The organism is Paraburkholderia sp. FT54 (assembly GCF_031585635.1).
GTDB lineage: Bacteria > Pseudomonadota > Gammaproteobacteria > Burkholderiales > Burkholderiaceae > Paraburkholderia.
Window position 1 is genome coordinate 1778190 of the sequence record NZ_CP134196.1, and the last position, 16824, is coordinate 1795013.

General features: G+C 63.9%; 14 protein-coding genes. 11 read left to right on the top strand and 3 right to left on the bottom strand.

What is annotated here, in order from left to right; genetic code table 11:
* The first annotated feature begins 4 nt into the window (after window positions 1-4).
* The 3 genes from cydB to RI103_RS27510 all read left to right on the top strand — a co-directional run bounded on the left by cydB (window position 5) and on the right by RI103_RS27510 (window position 2276).
* Window positions 5-1009 carry a cytochrome d ubiquinol oxidase subunit II gene (cydB, locus tag RI103_RS27500; protein WP_310815639.1) on the top strand — a complete coding sequence of 335 codons (1005 nt, stop codon included), beginning with the start codon at window positions 5-7 and terminating at the stop codon, window positions 1007-1009.
* Entirely contained in the window at window positions 984-1175 is a 192-nt protein-coding gene (locus tag RI103_RS27505; RefSeq protein WP_310815640.1) for a hypothetical protein, read from the top strand. The genes cydB and RI103_RS27505 overlap by 26 nt, the downstream gene beginning before the upstream one ends.
* A 330-nt stretch (window positions 1176-1505) precedes the next feature.
* Entirely contained in the window at window positions 1506-2276 is a 771-nt protein-coding gene (locus RI103_RS27510; RefSeq protein WP_310815641.1) for a response regulator transcription factor, read from the top strand.
* A gap of 43 nt (window positions 2277-2319) precedes the next feature.
* On the opposite strand, the gene RI103_RS27515 is transcribed toward RI103_RS27510, so the two are convergent.
* Complete coding sequence (locus tag RI103_RS27515; RefSeq protein WP_310815643.1) at window positions 2320-4260, bottom strand: hybrid sensor histidine kinase/response regulator; 1941 nt, start codon at window positions 4258-4260, stop codon at window positions 2320-2322.
* 368 nt (window positions 4261-4628) lie between these two features.
* On the opposite strand from RI103_RS27515, the gene RI103_RS27520 reads away from it, so the two are divergent.
* From RI103_RS27520 to RI103_RS27530, 3 genes are all read left to right on the top strand, one after another.
* Entirely contained in the window at window positions 4629-5420 is a 792-nt protein-coding gene (locus RI103_RS27520; protein WP_310815644.1) for a hypothetical protein, read from the top strand.
* Window positions 5421-5624: 204 nt separating this feature from the next.
* Window positions 5625-9125 carry an alpha/beta fold hydrolase gene (locus RI103_RS27525; RefSeq protein ID WP_310815645.1) on the top strand — a complete coding sequence of 1167 codons (3501 nt, stop codon included), beginning with the start codon at window positions 5625-5627 and terminating at the stop codon, window positions 9123-9125.
* A 174-nt stretch (window positions 9126-9299) separates the two neighbouring features.
* Window positions 9300-10082: a substrate-binding domain-containing protein gene (locus RI103_RS27530; protein ID WP_310815647.1), complete on the top strand. Its 783-nt coding sequence runs from the start codon at window positions 9300-9302 to the stop codon at window positions 10080-10082.
* Window positions 10083-10134: 52 nt separating this feature from the next.
* On the opposite strand, the gene RI103_RS27535 is transcribed toward RI103_RS27530, so the two are convergent.
* Together RI103_RS27535 and RI103_RS27540 are read right to left on the bottom strand one after the other, a co-directional pair.
* Window positions 10135-11547 (bottom strand): FAD-binding oxidoreductase, encoded by a 1413-nt coding sequence (locus RI103_RS27535; RefSeq protein WP_310815648.1) that lies wholly within the window; start codon window positions 11545-11547, stop codon window positions 10135-10137.
* Entirely contained in the window at window positions 11544-12533 is a 990-nt protein-coding gene (locus tag RI103_RS27540) for a 2-oxoglutarate and iron-dependent oxygenase domain-containing protein (protein WP_310815650.1), read from the bottom strand. The genes RI103_RS27535 and RI103_RS27540 overlap by 4 nt, the downstream gene beginning before the upstream one ends.
* Window positions 12534-12819: 286 nt before the next feature.
* Between RI103_RS27540 and RI103_RS27545 the strand changes: the two genes are divergently transcribed.
* From RI103_RS27545 to hutC, 5 genes are all read left to right on the top strand, one after another.
* A complete protein-coding gene (locus tag RI103_RS27545; RefSeq protein WP_310815651.1) occupies window positions 12820-13647 on the top strand; it encodes a transporter substrate-binding domain-containing protein in 828 nt (275 codons plus the stop codon).
* An 89-nt stretch (window positions 13648-13736) separates the two neighbouring features.
* Window positions 13737-14387 carry an amino acid ABC transporter permease gene (locus RI103_RS27550; protein WP_106280544.1) on the top strand — a complete coding sequence of 217 codons (651 nt, stop codon included), beginning with the start codon at window positions 13737-13739 and terminating at the stop codon, window positions 14385-14387.
* Between the two features lie 27 nt (window positions 14388-14414).
* On the top strand, window positions 14415-15077 hold the full coding sequence (locus tag RI103_RS27555; RefSeq protein WP_310815653.1) for an amino acid ABC transporter permease: 663 nt from the start codon (window positions 14415-14417) through the stop codon (window positions 15075-15077).
* A 19-nt stretch (window positions 15078-15096) separates the two neighbouring features.
* Window positions 15097-15966, top strand: coding sequence for an amino acid ABC transporter ATP-binding protein (locus RI103_RS27560; RefSeq protein WP_310815654.1), 870 nt, complete (start codon window positions 15097-15099; stop codon window positions 15964-15966).
* Window positions 15967-16018: 52 nt separating this feature from the next.
* Entirely contained in the window at window positions 16019-16822 is an 804-nt protein-coding gene (gene hutC / locus RI103_RS27565; protein WP_310815655.1) for a histidine utilization repressor, read from the top strand.
* The last annotated feature ends 2 nt before the right edge of the window (window positions 16823-16824 follow it).

Consider the following 16824-nt stretch of genomic DNA (forward strand, 5'->3'; position numbering starts at 1 on the left):
AAACATGGACGTAACCGTAGTGTGGGCCGCGATCATCGCGCTGGGCCTTTTCATGTATGTGGTGCTGGACGGCTTCGATCTGGGCATCGGCATCGTCTTCCCGTTCTTCCCCGATGAGAAGGAACGCGACCTGATGATGAACACGGTCGCGCCGGTGTGGGACGGCAATGAAACCTGGCTGGTGCTCGGCGGCGCCGGTCTGTTCGCGGTGTTCCCCGCGGTCTACTCGACCGTGCTCTCCGCGCTGTATCTGCCGCTGATCTTCATGCTCGTGTGTCTGATCTTTCGCGGCGTGTCGTTCGAGATTCGCGCCAAGGCCAATCGCACGAAGCATCTGTGGGATCTGGCGTTCATCGGCGGCTCGGCGGGCGCGACGTTCTTTCAGGGCATCGCGCTGGGCGCGTTCCTGCAAGGCATCCCCGTAGTCGACGGCGCGTATGCCGGCGACGCCTTCGGCTGGCTCACGCCGTTCACCCTGCTCACGGGTCTCGGACTGCTGGTCACCTATGCGCTGCTCGGCTGCTGCTGGCTGGTGGCGAAGACCGAAGGCGATCTGCAACGCCGCTTGCATCGCGTGGTCTGGCCGCTCACGATCGTGCTGCTCGGCTTCATCGCGATGGTCAGCCTGTGGACGCCGCTACAGGATCCGAACATTGCGCAACGCTGGTTCCACGACGGCCTCTTCTACCGTCTGCTGCCGGTGCCGTTCCTCGTGGCGGTCTGCGCGTTCTTCATGCATCGCGCGGTGCGTGAGCGGCACCACAACACGCCGTTCGTGCTCGCGCTGCTGCTGGTGCTGCTCGGCTACGCGGGGTTGCTGGTGAGCTTGTGGCCGTATGCGATTCCGTCGAGCATGACGCTCTGGGAAGCGGCCGCGCCGCGTTCCAGCCAGATGTTCACGCTGGCCGGCGCAGCGGTGATTCTGCCGATCATCATCGCCTATACGACGATGGGTTATTGGGTATTTCGCGGCAAGGTGCGTCATGGCGACCAACATCACTATCATTAAGCGGACGAACGCCGGCGCGACTCACGGCGCAGCGACCGCGCCGGCGCACAAACTGCCGGGCTGGCTGTGGTTCATCGCGCTGTGGTGCTTCGGCGTGGGCTCGGCGATGTCGCTCGGTTTCGCATTCAAGCTTCTGATGAATGCGACGTTATTTGCAGTCAAATAGAGACCGCTTCGGCGCCCTTCGATCCGACGCGCATAACCTTCGGAATCCTGTATGGAAGCCTTCAAAAAAGGGCCGATCGGCTCGTCTACCAAGCAAGCCGGGACCTATGCGCGGGAGACCTGCCTTGGGCATCATGCGGTGCATCGGACCAGACGGCGACTCGACGAATAAATGGTCACATAAGCGGCGAGCCGGAAGGTGCGCCGCGCCACCGATCAGGCATATGATCGCGGGGTGGGCGGCAATGATGCGATTCACGAGGCTAGAAGTAAAACGAGACCCTATAACGGCGGTAGCCCACATCGGGCAGGCCCGACTCGCGGAGACATCATGAAGTTTCTTGTAGCCGACGACCATGAACTGATCCGGCAAGGCGTCAAGGGCATGCTGCGCGGCCTCGACCCCGACGCCCAGTTCGACGAAGCCGATACCTGGGAAACGCTCGCCACCCTCGCCCGTCCCGACGCCGATCACGATCTTGCCATCGTCGATCTGCATATGCCGGGCATGAGCGGCGCTTCGTCGCTCGAAGTGCTGTTGAAGGCGAATCCCGCGCTGCCGCTCGTCGTCCTCTCCGCCGAAGAATCGCCCGACGAAATGCGCGCGGTGCTGGCCGCCGGCGCGCTCGGCTTCGTGCCGAAGCGCCAGCCCGCCAGCGTCATGCTCAAGGCGATCGAACTGGTGCTCTCAGGCGGCGCCTATGTGCCGATGGAAGCGCTCAGCCTGCTGGGCTCGCGTGACGCGCAGGCCGCGCCCGCGCGTGCCGACGCGCCCGCCGATCCGTCGCTGCAACATGCGGCTCCGGTCGGCGCGCACGCGCCCAGCCAGGGCGGCGCCGCACTCACGGAACCTCTCACGCAGATCCAGGCATTGCAGCCGCACCAGCAGCATCTGCTGGAGAATCTGTCGCCGCGTCAACAGGACATCATGCGGCTCGTGCATCGCGGCTGGACCAACAAGATGATCGCGCGCGACCTGGGCGTCGCGGAAGGCACGGTGAAGGTGCATCTGTCGGTGATCTTCCGGGCCCTCGGCGTGCACAACCGATCGACGGCAATCGCCGTCATCAACGGCTGGCTGGAAGCGGGGAAAACCCTGTAGCACGAGATCGATGACAGGCGGCGTTCGCGTCGCCGGTTCACCTCTACTTTTGCGGCGCGCTCTGCGGCTGGGTGCTTTGGGTCTGACTCTGCAGTTCCATTCTCGCTTCGCCTTGCGGCACGGCCTCGGCAGCGCGCATCGCTCCGCTCGCCGGCCGGTCGCCCACTTCATTTCCCGCCTGGTCCACGAGCAATTCCCGCGCGGCGGCCGCCCGCCCCTTGTCCAGTTCGGCCTGCTGCCACAGCATCTCCAGCGTGCGCCGCAAGCGCGCCGGCGTGACCGGTTTGTGAAGCACCGGAATCCCCTGCAAGGCGAGCGCCGCCAGTTCCGCCGACGCCATGTCGCCCGTGATCAGCAGCGTCACCACATTGTCGTGCCCCGCGCGCGCGAGCACATTGCGCATGGCCGTGAGCGCCTGCGCGCCGGTGCGATGATTCGCCAACTGGTAATCGCACAGCACGGCATCGGGCACGAAGCCGCCTTCGAGCGCCGCGAGCGCCGCGGCCTCGTCGCGCGCGCCGAGCACGCTGCAACCCCAGCGGCCCAGTAGACTGACGAGGCCTTCGAGAATCGACGGATCGTCGTCGATGCACAGCACGCGCCGCCCTTGCGCCGACGGCCCGCCGGCCACCGCTTCGTTCAGGCTCGCCACGACGCCGCCTGGGTCGCCCGCCTGCACCGGAAAGCGGAACACCGAACCGCGGCCCGGCGCCGAGCGCAGTTGCAACTCGCCGCCTAGCATTTCCACCAGCCGCTTCACCGTCGGCAAGCCGAGGCCGTGGCCCTGGCGCGCGTCGCGTTGCGGATTGGCGACCTGATAGAACTCCTCGAAGATGCGCGCGTGCTCCTCGACGGGAATGCCGATGCCCGAGTCGCGCACCTCGATATAGCCGCCCGCCTGCCGTCCGGCGCGGCGCAAGCCCAGCCAGATCGCGCCGTCTTCGGTATAACGCACCGCGTTCGACAGCAGATTGCTCAGCACGCGCTCGAGCAGCACCGGATCGTCGTGCACGACCATCGCGGTCGGCGCGATGCGCAGCGCCAGCCCTTTGGCGGCCGCCTGCGGACGATACTGGCTGCCGACCCGCTCGAACAGTTCGGAGAGCCGGAAATGCAGCCGGATCACCTGAGTCACGCCGCTTTCGAGCCGCGCCAGATCGAGCACCTGGTTGAACAACTGGTTCAGCGCCTCGACGTTGTAGACGATGTGTTCGGCGGTCTTTGCATGCTGCACGGGCGTCGCCGCCGTGTCGTTCAGCGAGGCCGCGAGCAGGCCGATCGCATGCAACGGCTGACGCAAGTCATGACTGGCGGCCGCGAAAAAGCGCGTCTTCGCAAGGCTCGCCTCTTCGGCCACGCACTTTTGCGCGGCCAGCGACTCCGCCAGATATTGCTGATCGACGCGTGCCTGCACGACCTGCTGGAACAGCTTGCGATAACTCAACGCGTAGACGTTAATCGCGCAGAAGAAAAACGCGAGGACGATGGCGAGAATCGTGCGGTCGAACGTATGCGTGCCGAAATGCATGACGATCGACGGAAACAGCAGAAATGGAATCGAAGTCGAGAAATTCAGCAGGTCGAAACCGTTCGACATGAACACGCCGGCGGCCAGCGTGACGAGCAAGACCGTGTGCAGCAGCGGCAAATCGGTTTGCGGACTTTGGAACGCGAACCACACGGCAATGCCCGGCGCGCTGTAAAGCAGCATGCCGCGCACCGCGTGCAGAATGATCCAGCCGCGCGGCGAGACGAGCTGCGGGTAACGGCGGTTGCAGATCCACAGCGCGAGGCTGCCGCAATTGGCCGCGGCATAGAAACCGAAGCACGCGATGAACAGCGGCGGCGACGGTATCCTCGACCAGTAGAGCGCCACCAGCACCGCGATTGAAAACCAGTGCGAAAAGAAAGCGATCGGATCTTGCGCGTACAACACGCGCACCAGGTCTTCGTCGATGGCACGCTGGATCGGGTCGGCCCGCATCGCGCGGTCTCCTTGGACACGGCAAGTCGGTTGTGTGGATCGGAAGCGCGTCGACGCAAGCGGCGCAAACCGCATCGGACACATCGGATACGGCGTGGCTCCAAGTCTGCGATGCAACTGCGTAGCCGCAGTGCGATGCAATATTGCAGTGCAGCCCGTTTCTCTTCAGACGAATAAGATGCACTTTGTCGGACGGTTTACCCGGCAGTTTACCCATCAGCTACCACTTAATCCATATAGGCGAAGCCGCCGCCGGAAACCATACTGCCTTCACGTTCCAGCGCGGCCTTAACGCTTCAGCATCCACACCCCGCCTGCAGTTCAGGCTCACCCGCGCTCCTTGGCCTTCCCCCCTTATGGAGGTTTTCATGGGCGCAGTTCCGAGCCACGAGTTCGTCCGCAATCTCGACGATGCCATCCTGCCGGATTTGTGGCGCCGGCGTACCCGGTTGTCCGGCGACGAAATGGTGTCGATGGTCGAACTGGTCAAGCGGGCTTTGCGAACCTATCATCCGCTCGAGCTGCAGGCGCTCGGCGAGGACAAGGAAGAACTGGTCGCCCAGTTCATCTACGCGAAGGTGCTGCGTCTCGCACCCGGCCATACGGAAACCCACGCTTGCGCCGACAGCGCGCCGTCCAACGGCTACGCACTGTGCGCGTACTTCCGCCGCTATCTGATCGACTGCCTGCGCAGCGCCGGCCATCAGCGCAACGTATCGATGGAAAACGACGGCATGGCGCAGGAAATCGATCTGCACGCGCAAGCGCTGGAAGACCCGGTGGAAAGCGTGCTGCTGCAATACGGCCTCGACGAACAGCGCGTGCGGCTCTCGGCGCGCGCCTTTATCGAAAGCCTCGACGAACCGGAGCGTATCGTGCTGGCCGGCAGTCTCGGCTGGTGCTCCGAAGGTAAAGGCGGTCTGTCGGCAGTCGCAGCGCAGCATCGTGTGCCCTCGTATCACTATCGCGCCGTCAAGCTCGGCGTCACCATGAAGAAGACGGCCGGCGCTGAGGATTTTTCCAATACCAAGATCGGCCGCTGGCTCACGGACGTGCTCGGCATCGAGATCGAGGTCGACAATCGCCCGGCGATTCTGCTCGCGCTGAACCTGCTCGCCGCCGAATCGAGCGACAGCGAAATGGATGAAGCGGCCGCCTAATAGCCGGCGGCCAGGCGCCCTCCAGCCCTCGGCACCTGCTCACAACGCCGCGGACGCGGCACAGCGGCGCCGCGCGCCACCTACGATGCGCCTTTTTTTGTGAGCGCGCACCGCCTAGGATAAAAAAGCTGTCGCCGCACGCCGTCTTGCTTGCGAAGTCCTGTTTGTCCTTCCCCGCATTCCATTCCAGACGAGGTGGTCGTGATGAACCGCTTATCGAGCGCCGTGACTGCAATCCAATCCCACTACGACGTGGTCGTGGTGGGTTCCGGCTACGGCGGCGCGATTGCCGCGAGCCGCATGGCGCGTTCCGGGCGCCGCGTGTGCGTGCTCGAACGTGGGCGCGAATTCATGGCCGGCGAATTTCCGCGCACGCCGTTTCAGGGCGCCGAACAGGTGCAATACAACACGGGGGAGCTCCACATCGGCTCGCCGCTGGCGTTGCTCGAAGTGCACGTGAACAAGGACGTCAACGCGGTAGTCGGCTGCGGTCTCGGCGGCACCTCGCTGATCAACGCGAACGTCGCGCTCGAAGCCGACCCGCGCCTGTGGGACGACGAACGCTGGCCGGCCGCGTTGCGCGCCGACAAGGCGGGGCGCGACAAGGGCTATGCACTCGCTCGTGCGATGCTGCAGCCGTCGCCGGTGCCCGACAGCTATCCGACGCTGCCGAAACTGCAGGCGCTCGAACTGTCGGCGCAGGCGCTCGGCATGAAAGACCAGTTCTCGCGTCCGGACATCACCGTCACCTTCGAGGATCGCACGAATGCCGCGGGCGTCGAGCAGAAGGCTTGCGTTGGCTGCGGCGACTGCAACTCCGGCTGCAATTACGACGCGAAGAATTCGACGCACATGAACTATCTGCCCGACGCCGTCGCGCACGGCGCGCAGATTTTCACGGGCGCCGCCGTCCATTCGGTGCTGCGCGACGCGGCCACGCGGAAATGGATCGTGGGCTACCAGCTCGTGAGTCTCGGTCGCGAAAGCTATGGCGCGCCCGATCTGTTCGTGAGCGCCGATATCGTGATCGTGTCGGCCGGCACGATCGGCTCGACCGCGCTGCTGTTGCGCTCGCGCAAGCAGGGCTTGAGCGTTTCCGGCATGCTCGGCAAACACTTCACCGGCAATGGCGACGTGCTCGCCTTCGCCTACAACACCGAGCCGGTGATCAACGGGGTCGGCTGGGGCGCTCACGAGAAGGGCGAGATTCCGCCAGTCGGGCCGACCATTACCGGCCTCATCGATCATCGCAGCACCGGCAACGTCAGAGACGGCTACGTGATCGAAGAAGGCTCGCTCGCCGGACCGGTGGGCGCGGCGCTGGTCGGCATGCTCGGCGCTGTTGCGCCGATCGAGGGCGTGGATGTCGCGCCGCGTTCTTTCGAGGAACAACTGGCTTACGACGCCCGCGTGGCCACGAGCTTTCTGCGCGGCCCGTATCACGGCGCGCTTCATCACACGCAAAGCTACCTCGTCATGGCGCACGACGACGAAAACGGCGAGATCGACGTGGACGACAAAGGCCAGCCGCGTATCGTGTGGGAGAAAGCCGGCAAGCAGCCGATCTTCCAGGCGATCGAAGAGGTGCTCAAGCAGGCAACCGTGCCGATCGGCGGCAAATACCTGCGCAATCCGATATCCACCGACATTCTGAAAAACCGCACCGTCACCGTGCATCCGCTCGGCGGCTGCGGCATGGCCGAGGACGCCGAGCACGGCGTGGTCGACCACATGGGCCGCGTGTTCAGCGGTGCTACAGGCAACGCGGTGCACGAGGGTCTGTATGTGATGGACGGCGCCGTCATGCCGATGTCGCTCGGCGTCAATCCGCTCCTGACGATTTCCGCGCTGGCCGAACGCAATTGCGAGTTGCTGGTGGCCACGCATCCGCTGAACGCGGCGCCGGCTGAAGGCGCAGCTGTCACGCCCCCTGGAAGCAGCGGACCGGCCGATGGCCGCGCCGCCGCGCCGAGCTTGCCGCCTCCGCCAACGCCCGAGCAGGCCTCCTCGTCGTTGACGCCATCCTCGCCGCAGAAGATCGGTCTGCACTTCACCGAAACGATGATCGGCACCTACACGCCGGTCGTGGCGGGCGCAGCGGCCACGAGCCCGATGAAGTTCACGTTGACCGTCGAGTCGGAAGACCTCGCCGACATGATCAGCAATCCGCAGCATCTGGCGCAAACGGCCGGCACGCTGACCTGCTCCGCGCTCTCCGCGCAGCCGATGACAATCTCCAACGGCACCTTCAATCTGTTCGTGGTCAACGAGTCGGACGTGGACGAGCGCAACATGAATTACCGCATGACGCTCAATTCCACCGAAGGCAAGACGTACTACCTGAGCGGCCAAAAGATCATCACGCGTACTTCGCCGATCAATCTGTGGGAACAGACCAACACGCTCTTTGCGGAGGTTCGCGAGTCGGCACAAGCCGATGCGCCGCTGCTCGGCAAGGCGACCCTGATCATCACGCCCGAGAATTTCCTCAAGCAGCAACGCACGCTCGAAGTCACCCACGCGCCCGATCTCAAGACGCGTCTCGAATGGACTCTGAAGTTCGGCAAGTTTTTTGCGGGCGTGCTGTTCACCGAATACGGCGGCGTGGCCGCGCCCCTGCAGTTTTACGACCCGAAAGCCGAACCGCGCCTGAAGCGTGCGTTGCGCGCGCCGGCGCCGCAAATCGTCTTCTTCGATACCCCCGATGGCACGAAGCTCAGGCTCACCCGCTACCACGACCCGGCGCGCAAGGCGGCGCGCCCGGTGCTGCTGATTCACGGTTCGGGCGTGTCGAGCCGCATCTACTCTACCGATCTGATCGCGACCAACATGGTCGAATATCTTTACGCGGCCGGCTACGACGTGTGGCTCGTCGACCTGCGCGTCAGCATCGAAATGCCGAGCGTGTTCGTCCCGGCCGACGTCGACAAGGTGGCGCGCGAGGACATTCCGTGCGCGGTCGCCAAAATCCGCGAGTTGACCGGCGCGCCTGAGATTCAGGCGCTCGGGCACTGCATGGGCGGCGTGGCGCTGAGCATGTCGCTGCTGTACGGACTCGAGGGCGTGCGCTCGGTAGTCATCTCGCAGGTGTCGGCGCATCCGGTGCCGGGCACGCTGGAGAAGATCAAGGCCGGCCTGCATGTTCCCGACATCATGGAACATCTCGGCGTGCTCGACGTGACCGCCTATACGGAACACAAGTCATGGCCGCAGAACCTGCTCGATGAAGCGCTCAAGTTCTACCCGCTCAATCACAAAGAGGGTTGCGGCAATCCGATCTGCCACCGCGCGACTTTCCTGTACGGCCTGCTCTACGAACACGAGCAGTTGAACGAGACGTTGCATGCGAATCTGCAGGAATTGCTCGGTGTGCACGACGTCGGCGTATTCAAGCATCTGGCCGCGATGGTGCGGGCAGGCAAAGTGGTCGATGCCGCCGGCAAGGATGTCTATCTGACGGGCGCGGACGGGATGAAAGGATTGGAGGGCATGCGCCGGCCGATCGGGTTCATCCATGGCGATAAAAATGAAACCTATCGGCCGATCAGCACGCAGCTCACGTACGACATGCTGGTCAAGCACTTCCCTGAGCAACCTTATGAGCGGACCATTATTCCCGGCTACGGGCACATCGATTGTATCTTCGGGAAGAATGCCGCCGTGGATGTCTATCCAGTGATCGTGAAGTATCTGAACGCGCATTGAGGAGGCACGTCGTCGGTACCTGAAAGGCGCGCGAGAGAGCCTCGCGCGCCTTCCTTTCACTTGGCTCACACGTCGGCTTTCAACAGTATCGCGCAGGTTCTCCTTTGCCTCTCATTCATGTATGGTCTAACACCCGCACGCCATCGTGCACATTAGACCTCCATGCCTACGCCAATGAAAACCTTCCTTCTGTCCGTGTTGACCACCGGGTTGCTGAGCAGCACGGTTGCCGCCTCGCAAGTGCAGGCGGCGGAGCTTCACGTCATGAGTTCGGGCGGCTTCACCGCCGCCTATAAACTGCTCGGCCCCAAGTTCACTGCGTCGACGGGCAATACGCTCGACACCATACTCGGACCGTCGATGGGTCAATCGCAGGAAGCCATTCCAAATCGCCTCGAACGCGGCGAACACGCGGACGTGGTCATCATGGTCGGCTACGCCCTCGATGATCTGATCAAGCAAGGCAAGGTGATTCCCGGCTCGCGCGTCGAACTCGCGGACTCGCGCATCGGCGTGGCCGTGCGCGACGGAGCGCCGAAGCCGGACATCAGCTCGGTCGATTCGCTGAAAGAGACGTTGCTGCACGCGAAGTCCATCGCTTACTCGGACAGCGCCAGCGGCGTCTATATCGAACGCGAGCTCTTCAAGCGGCTCGGCATTGAAAATCAGGTGAAGGGCAAGGCGAAGATGGTGCCGAAGATCCCGGTCGCGTCGGTCGTTGCCAATGGCGATTACGAAGTGGGATTCCAGCAGGTCAGTGAATTGCTGCCGGTCGCGGGCGCTACTTTCGTCGGCAAGATTCCGGAGTCGGTGCAATCGGTCACGCGCTATGCCGCGGGGATTCCGGTCGGCGCACAGCATCCGGAAGAAGCGAAAGCGCTGCTCGACTATCTCGCCTCCCCGAACGCACAAGCCGCGGTCAAATCGACCGGACTCGATTCCGTCGCCACGCATTGAAGCTTGCAACGCGACGCATGCCGGCACGCCGCAGCGTGCCGGCACGGCGCACTCAAAACAGCTTGCCCGGATTCAGAATACCGTGCGGGTCCAGCGCGTGCTTGATTGCGGCCATCGCCGCCAACTCCGCCGGCGAGCGTGAGATCGGCAAGAACTCGCGCTTGAGCAAACCAATGCCATGTTCCGCCGACACCGAACCATGCAACGGCCCGAGCATGTCATAGACAAACGCGTAAACGGCATGATGATCGACGCCGGGAATCGAATGGCCGTCCACGGTGACATGCAGATTCGAGTCGCCGATATGCCCGAAGAAATACGACGCGTTGCCCGGCCAACATTGATCGAGCGCCGCGCGGCAGCGGTCCACGAAGACGCCGATCTCGCCGATCGGCAGGCTCACGTCGAAGTTGATCGCGTCGAGCCGCACCGGAAACTCCGCGGTGCATTCGCGAATCGCCCACAGCGCGCGCACGTCGGCGACCGACTGCGCGATCACCGCGTCGCGGATCGCGCCCGCGTCGAGAGCTTCGGTCAGCGCGGCGGAGAAACGTTCGCCGTCGTCGGCCGCATCGAAACTCGCGTGTTCGATCAGTGCATAGAGCGGATGCGCGTCGGCGAACGGCGAGCGCGTGCCGGTCAGCTTCACGCCGAAGTCGTAGAAGTCCGGCCACATGATTTCGAACGCGCCGATATCGTTGCCGAAGCGCGTGGTCAAACGGCGCAGCAGGCTCACGGAGGCGTCGTAGCCCTCGAGCGCGACCAGCGCTGTATGGCGCGCGGCGCGCTGCGGATGCAGTCGCAGCACCGCGCGCGTGATCACGCCGAGCGTGCCCTCCGAGCCGATGAACCAATGCTTCAGGTCATAACCGGTGTTGTTCTTGACCATCTTGCCGAGCGACGTGAGCACGTCGCCATTGGCCAGCACCACCTCGAGACCGAGCACCTGGTCGCGCGCGGTGCCCGACTGGATCACCCGGTTGCCGCCCGCGTTGGTCGCGAGATTGCCGCCGATCTGGCAGGAGCCGCGCGCGCCGAGATCGAGCGCAAGTTCGAAGCCGGCTTCGGCGGCGGCTTCCTGCGCGGCTTGCAACGTGGTGCCGGCGCGCACGGTCAGCGTGGCCGACGCGCTATCGACTTCCTCGACGCCGTCCAGCCGTTCGAGCGACAAGGCAATATCCGTGGCCCGCGCGATCGCGCCGCCCGCAAGACCCGTCATGCCGCCCTGCGGCACCACCGGTTGATGCGCCGCGTGGCAAATGGCGAGCGCCCGCGACACTTGCTCCGTGGTGCGCGGCAGGAGCAAGGCGGCGGGTCGCGTCGGGTCGTGACGCGTCCAGTCGGTCATGGCGCGTTCGCCGATCTGCTCGCCCACCCGTACGCTGTCTTCACCGAGCGCCGCGCGTAGCGCGTCGAGTGTCGAGGAAAGCGGCGCTGCGTGATTCGCCGTCGTGTTGTCTGTCATTCAGTGTTTCCTTGCGCGCCTTCAACGGCGTGTTTCTTCCGATAACCCATCGAGTCGTTGATACGCCCGAGAATATAGTCGCCCGCGGCGACCGGCTGATACTTGAGATCGGCATCGCTCGTGCCGAGATCGCGCGGATCGACGAGCGCGCCGTAAGTCGGATCATAGAACGTCGCGATCGAATAACGCTCGCGTCCCGATGCATTGATCACACGGTGCAACGTTGAGCGGAAGCGGTCGTTGGTCCAGCGCGCGAGCAGATCGCCGACGTTGACCACGAAGCTGCCGTCGACCGGCGGCGCATCCACCCACGTATCGTTGGCGATTTCGCGTACCTGCAGGCCGCCCACCTGATCCTGCCACAGCAGCGTGATGCAGCCGTAATCGGTATGCGGCGCGACGCCGAACTGATCGTCGTCCGATTGGGGCGGCTGCGGCGGATAGTAGACCATCTGCGTGCGCTGCATCCGCTTCGTGTAACGCGGCGCGAAGAATTGTTCATCGACGCCGAGGCTCACCGCCACCGCGCGCAGCAGATCGGCGCCGCATGCCGCGACCGCCTCATAGTAGCCATACAGCGCGGGACGCAACTCCGGCATGAAGTCCGGCCAGTTGTTCGGCCCGCGCAGCGCCTGGCCGGCCAGCACGTCGGGGTCGTCCTCCGGCAATTCGAGGCCGATGCTGAAGAACTCCTTGTAGTCGGGACGTTTGGCCTGATACATGGTCGCGTCGCCGAGCGCATTGAAACCGCGATGCCGCTGATTGACCGCCGCGCGCCGCTTGGTCTCCACAGGAAACGCGAAGAAGCGGCGCGCGGCCTGCTCGGCGGCATCGATCGACGCTTGCGGCACGCCATGATTGACGATGTAGAAGAAGCCGATCGTGGTGCACGCTTCACGGATTTCCTGCGCCACGCGCTGCAAAGCCTGCGGGTCGCCCGCGCGAACGCCGGCGAGATCGATGATCGGAATGCGGGTCACGGGCATCGCGCTGCTCCTGAAGGTCCGGCTGAATCGGCTGATGAAAGAAGCACTTGAAGTGCGGTTGAATGGTCTGCGGGAAGACGCGTTTGCGCCACATGCATTGCCGTTGTATATACCGCCAAAAGCGCACCCGCAAGTTGCTTCGCAGCGCTTCACATAGGGCTTTTCTCTACTCGCGCGTTTATTTATTTCGCGCGAAAACTGCGGTATATACTGCCTCGCATGACTCGCGCCGAATGCGTTTCGAGCACCCTTGCGCGCGACACCGCTTTGCCAACTGGAGAATCCCATGAGCATCCTTGCAGGCTGGAAGTGTCGTTTGGTCATGCTGGCGTTGTGCGCCGCAAGCGTCACCGCCCACGCGGAAGACCAGCTCGCCAAAGTGAAGAAGGCCGGCGAACTGGTGGTCGGCACCGAGATGCAGTTCGCGCCGTTCGACTTCCTTGAAAACGGTCAGCAAGCGGGCTTCAACAAGGATCTGTTCGCCGAGGTGGGCAAGGAAATGGGCGTGAAGGTGCGCTTTATCGATTTGCCGTGGCCGAGCGTGCTGCCGGGTCTCGAAGCCGGCAAGTTCGACATGGTGGGCGGCCCGCTCACCGTCACCAAGGCGCGCATGGAGCGCTACACGTACACGCTGCCGATCGCGGACGCCACCGACGCGCTGCTCAAACGCGCGAACGATACGGCCGTCAAGCAATCGTCGGATATCGCGGGCAAGACGGTCGGCGCGGGCAAGGGCTCGGCGCAGCTCGACCAGTTGAAGACCTATGTCGCCACGTTGCCGAAGCCGCCTGAAATCCGCGAATACGTCGACAACAATCAGGCTTACGCCGATCTCGCGGCGGGCCGGATCGCGGCGGTCGCGAACTCCATGACCAACATCGCGTACGTGGCCAAGCAGCGCCCGGAAACGTTCGCCGTGGTGCAGCCGCCGTTCGGCGCGAAGGTGTACTTCGCCTACTGCCTGCGTAAAGACGCGGACAGCAAGCCGCTGGCCGATGCCTTCAACGCGGCGCTCGTGAAAATGCATAACGACGGACGTCTCGCCGCCTTGCAGAAGAAATGGTTCGGTGTCGCCATGGACGCGCCGACTACCATGCCCGCGCCGAACTATTGATCGACTGATGTTGCACGTGTCCTGATGCACGCGATGCGGTCTTCGCAACGAGCCGCATCGCCCTCCCCGTTCCAGCGAGTGCGACGCTTATGTTCAGCACGACCGTCTTTCTTCAGGGCTTGCCGCTGCTGCTGCATGCGGCGCTCGCCACCATCGGCATTTCGCTGACGGGCCTCCTGATCGGTTTCTTTGTCGCGATCGGCGTGTGCGCGGCGCGGCTTTCGCCGAATCGCGCGGCGCGCATGTTCGGCGGCGCCTATGTGTTCTTCTTTCGCGGCGTGCCGATGCTGGTGCAGTTGCTGCTCGTGTATTACCTGTTACCGTTCGCGGGCATCAACGTGTCGCCGATCGTGGCGGCGTTGAGTGCCGTGTCGCTGTGTTCCGCTTCGTATATCGCCGAGATCCTGCGCGGCGGTTTTCTCAGCGTTCCGCCGGGCCATCTCGAAGCCGCGCGCATGCTTGGGCTCTCACCGTTCGACATGCTGCGCCGCATTCTCGTGCCGCAAGCGTTCCGTTTGACGCTACCTTCGCTCGTCAATGAAATGGTGCTTTTGATCAAGGCTTCATCGCTGATCTCGGTGGTGGGCGTGGCCGAGTTGACGCGCACCGCGCAGAACATTGCAGCCAGCACCTATCGGCCGCTCGAAGCTTACGTCGCGGCCGGACTGATCTACTTCGTGATCTGCGGTGCGCTCGCGCTCGTCGCGCACGCTGCCGAATACCGCTTGCAGCACGCCTGAGCTCGACATCGACATCGACACCACGCCATGCAAAAGCTCGATCCCACCGTCATCACGCACAACCTGCAGCCGATCGCCGCGGGCCTCGCCACGACGCTAGGCACCTGGGCCGCGGGTGTCGCGATCGGCATCCTGGTCGGCTTTCTGATTGCCGTGCTGCAACTCTTTTGCGGACGCTGGGTACGCGGCATATTGCGCTTCTATATCGAACTGTTTCGCGGCACGCCGTTTCTCGTGCAACTCTTTTTGCTGTACTACGGCGGACCGTCCTTCGGTCTCACGCTCGAACCGATGACCGCCGGCGTGCTCGGCCTGGGCCTTTACGGCAGCGCGTATTTCGCCGAAGCCTTTCGCTCCGGCTTTCAATCCGTGCCGCCGGGTCATCTGGAAGCGGCGTCGTGCCTTGGCCTCACGCGCTGGCAAGCGGTCCTGCGTATTCAGGTGCCGCAAATGCTCGTGCTGATCGTGCCGGCGCTGACCAATCTGATCATCGTGCTGAGCAAGGAAACGGCCGTGTTGTCCATCGTCACCGTGCCCGAACTCACGTTCGTGCTGACCGGCATCGGCTCGGCCACCTTCGCTTTTGTCGAAACGCTGCTGGTGCTGTGCGTGTGCTATCTCGCGCTGGTCGAACTGACTTCGCGCGCGGGCATGTGGGCCGAAGCCCGCATCGCACGTTTCATGGCATGAACGGAAACGGGACCCTCTTATGAACGCCATCGCCGACATGCCCTCCTCCGCGTCCACCGCTACCGTCGAACCATCGGCCGGCGCGCCGCTGATCGAAGTGCGCGATTTGCGCAAACGCTTCGGTGAAGTCGAAGTGCTGCGCGGCGTCGATCTGGAGATCGCGCGCTCGGAAGTGGTGTGCATCATCGGGCCGTCGGGCTCGGGCAAGAGCACGCTGCTGCGCTGCCTCGCCGCGCTCGAAACCTACGATCAGGGGGACGTGCACATCGAAGGCGAACTGCTCGGCTACAGCGAGCGCAACGGCAAACGCGTGCGCGCCTCGCAAAGCGAGATCAACCGCGTGCGGCGCAACGTCGGCATGGTGTTTCAGCAATTCAATCTGTGGCCGCACATGACGGCGCTCGGCAACGTGATGGAATCGCTGCTGCGTGTGCGCCATCTGTCACGCGACGAAGCGCGCCGCCGCGCCAACGCGATGCTCGAAACGGTCGGCCTCGCGCACAAGGGCGACGCGTATCCGGCGAAGCTCTCGGGTGGCCAGCAACAGCGTGTGGCGATTGCGCGGGCGCTCGCCATGGAGCCGCACATCATGCTGTTCGACGAGCCGACCTCGGCGCTCGATCCGGAACTGGTCGGCGAAGTGCTGCAAGTGATGAAGCAGCTCGCGCGCGACGGCATGACGATGGCCGTGGTCACACACGAAATGGGTTTTGCCGCGCAGGTCGCGGACAAGGTCATGTTCATCGATCAAGGCCGGATTGCCGTGCAAGGCAATCCGCGCGATGTCTTTCATGATGCCGGACAGCCGCGCTTGCGGCAGTTCCTGCAAAACTACTTCGATCGCAATGCGTTCTGGACGCGCGGTCCCGACGACGCGCAGCCGCTATGAACACGCGCCGGTTTCTGCCCGCCTCACGTGGACGCTGACGCAAGGGCCGCCGATGTCCTCCACCGTTCGCAGCCGCACTCATGACAAGCCGCCTTCCGCGCCGGCGATGAAAGCCGCGCGCGCCGCGGCCGACGCACCGGCCGCGCGCTACGAACAGGTCAAGAGCCATATCCGCAACATCATCGAATCGGGCGAACGCCGGGCGGGCGACCGCCTGCCGTCCGAACTCGATCTGGTGGCGACGCTCGGCGTGTCGCGCATGACGGTCAACCGCGCGCTGCGTGAGCTTGCCGAAGAGGGACGGGTGACGCGCGTCTCAGGTGTCGGCACCTTCGTCGCGCAAAGCAAGCCGCAATCGACGCTGCTGATGATCGCCCATATCGGCGACGAGATCCGCTCGCGTGGCCACGAATACCGCTACGACACGGTCCTGTCGCAACGCGAAACGGCGTCCGTGATGGTATCGAATGCGTTGGGGCTCGCGCCGGGCGCTTCGGTATTTCATGTGATCTGCGTGCATCGGGAGAACGGTTTGCCGGTGCAACTCGAGGATCGTTATGTGAATCCGGCCATAGCGCCGGATTTTCTGCTGCAGGATTTTTCGGCGGTAAGGCCGTCGGAATATCTGTTCGAGATCGTGCCGGCGCACGACGTCGAGCACGTGGTCGACGCGGGACTGCCCACGCGCGCCGAAGCCGAACTGCTCGAAATTCGCGCCGAGGAACCGTGCCTCACGCTGATGCGCCGCACATGGACGAGCGGCGTGGCGGTTACGTTCGCGCGGTTCGTGCACCCTGGGTCGCGCTACCGGCTGGGTTGCCGCTTCTCGCCGGATCTGTCGCAACGCCAGGGTTGAAA